This is a genomic window from uncultured Limnohabitans sp. (assembly GCF_937889215.1).
Lineage (GTDB): Bacteria > Pseudomonadota > Gammaproteobacteria > Burkholderiales > Burkholderiaceae_C > Limnohabitans_A.
The window spans coordinates 1-2,389 of sequence record NZ_CALBEX010000579.1 but is presented as its reverse complement, the minus strand read 5'-3'; the positions used below and the strand labels follow the sequence as shown (position 1 = coordinate 2,389).

The following is a 2,389-nucleotide window of genomic DNA, read 5'->3' as shown; positions in this document are numbered from 1 at the left end:
TTGAGACTCCTTGAGGTTAACCCAAATGGTTGGAATAGCTGCCCCCAGCGTCTGACGGGGTGCAGCAAGGCGAATCCTCAAATTATAGCCTGATCTTCACAGTCCCGGATAGATGTTGCCCCGGTCGGCCAGAATGGGCTGTGAGCGCAGATTTTGACCCATCAGGCGATGCGGTATGAGCCAGGTGGCCAGCACCATGACCGCAAACCCAACCGGGACCCCAAACACGCCTGCGGACAAGGGCTGAATGCCCCACCACAAGCCGCCATAGGGGTCCAATGCCCAAAATTGCCGGAAACCGGGCGCATTGACCACCATGTAAAAGATCGTGACCCCCAAACCCGACAACATGCCCAGCACCACGGCCCAGCGGTGCACACGGTGCCAAACCATGCCCAGTACCATGCCTGGGAAAAAGGCCGATGCCGCCAGTGAAAATGAGGCCGAAACCAAGGCCAGGATTTCAGCCGGTTTGAAAGCCGCCACCACCGCCGCCAACATCGCGACAGCCAGCAAAGCAAACTTGGACAGGATCACTCGCCCCTCGGATGACTTGGGCCCGTTGACGCCGTTGGGCCGCATGTCGCGCACCAAGGCATTGCTGATGGTCAACAGCAAACCATCGGCGGTCGACAAAGCGGCTGCCAGCCCGCCGGCCGCCACCAAGCCAGACACCACGAACGGCATGCCGCCCAATTCGGGCGTGGCCAACATGATCATGTCCGCCCCAAGCTTGAGCTCGCCCAATTGCAAAATGCCATCGCCATTGACGTCCGAAAATTCCAGCAAAGCAGAATCCAGCCTGGCCCATTGCGCCATCCAACTGGGCAAGTCAGCAAAACTGCTGCCCACCAAGGTGTTGAGCACCTCAAACTTCACCAGGACAGCCAAGGCGGGCACGCTCAGGTAAATCAAGCCAATGAAAAACAAGGACCAGGCCACTGAGCTGCGGGTTTCAGCCACCGAAGGAGAGGTGTAGAAGCGCGTCAACAAATGCGGCAAACCAGCCGTGCCAATCATCAGGCAAAACACCAGGGCCAGAAAATTTAGACGAGACTCACTGAACAATTTTTCCTGTGCCAGTCCACCGTCAGGCTGACCGATGAAGGCCTGGGTATGGGGTGGCATCCCGCCCAAAGGACGCGCCCGCTCCAAGTTGTCGCGCATGGCACGCGTCCATTGCTCGCGCGCTGCAGAGGCTTCGTAAGGTACAGCCAAAAGCTCTCGGCGAACCTGGGCAACGCTCGCAAAGTCAGCCCCTTGGGCTTTGAGCGTGCGGATTTTTTCTTCCAGCTCCAGCCTCAGGGCTTTCATGGATGCATCCACGTCTTGCAATCGCAAGGCGTACAACTTGGCCCTTTGGGCATATTCGTGCCTCACTTCAAGCTCAGCGGGGTCGTCCATCAGGCGTTTTTCAATGCTAGCAATGGCCGACAGTTGTGAACCGTAAACCAAGGAGGCGACCGGATTGCCCAGCTGCTTGTAAGCCAACCACGACACCGGAATGAGAAAGGCCAGCAACAGCATGATGTACTGGGCCACCTGGGTCCAAGTGATGGCCCGCATCCCGCCGAGAAACGAGCACAACAAAACACCGCCTAAGCCCAACAAAATGCCGATTTCGAATTGCACGCCGGTCAGGCGCGAGGCAATGAGGCCAATACCGTAAATCTGAGCCACCACGTACGTGAATGAGCACAGCACCGATGCCAGTGCTGCAATCACTCGGGGCCATCGCCCGCCATAACGCTGGTCAAAATAATCTGGCAATGTGTACAAGCGCATGGCACGCAAGTGCGGGGCAATCAGCAATGCCACCAGGCAAAAACCACCCGTCCAGCCCATCACATAGGCCAAGCCACCTGGCTGATTGCCGCTGCCGGAAAAACCCTGCAAATACAGTGCGCCCGCCAAACTGATGAAGGACGCCGCGCTCATCCAATCGGCGGCCGTGGCCATGCCGTTGTACATGGCGGGGATGCGCCGCCCTGCAACGTAGTACTCGTCCTCGTCCGTGGTTCTGCCCGAAATGCCAATCAGCGCGTAGATCATGACCGTGCTGAACAGGAAGATCGGGCCGATCAAATTGCGCGACAAGCCCATGCGCTCAGCCCAAGCCATGGACCCGATCAAAGCCAGCAAAAAAACCACGTAAATCAGGACATTGCGGTGCAATCGCCAGCGGTAAGCCGAAGAAATGACGACTTCCATGGGTTTGCTCATTGCCTTGTCCTGATCAAAGATGCTGGCTTGGGGTTCAACGCCCCAAATTGGTCCAGGTTTCGATGACGGTGTCGGGGTTGAGCGAGATCGAGCTGATGCCCTGGTCCATCAACCAATGCGCAAAGTCCGGGTGGTCGCTGGGGCCCTGACCGCAAATGCCCACGTA

The 2,389-nt window shown here is 57.8% G+C and carries 1 protein-coding gene; it reads right to left on the bottom strand.

Features of this window, described 5'->3' with window-relative positions; translation table 11 throughout:
• Nucleotides 1-96: 96 nt before the first annotated feature.
• Nucleotides 97-2,223 carry a VC_2705 family sodium/solute symporter gene (locus tag Q0341_RS14605; protein ID WP_299514784.1) on the bottom strand — a complete coding sequence of 709 codons (2,127 nt, stop codon included), beginning with the start codon at nucleotides 2,221-2,223 and terminating at the stop codon, nucleotides 97-99.
• Nucleotides 2,224-2,389 lie beyond the last annotated feature (166 nt).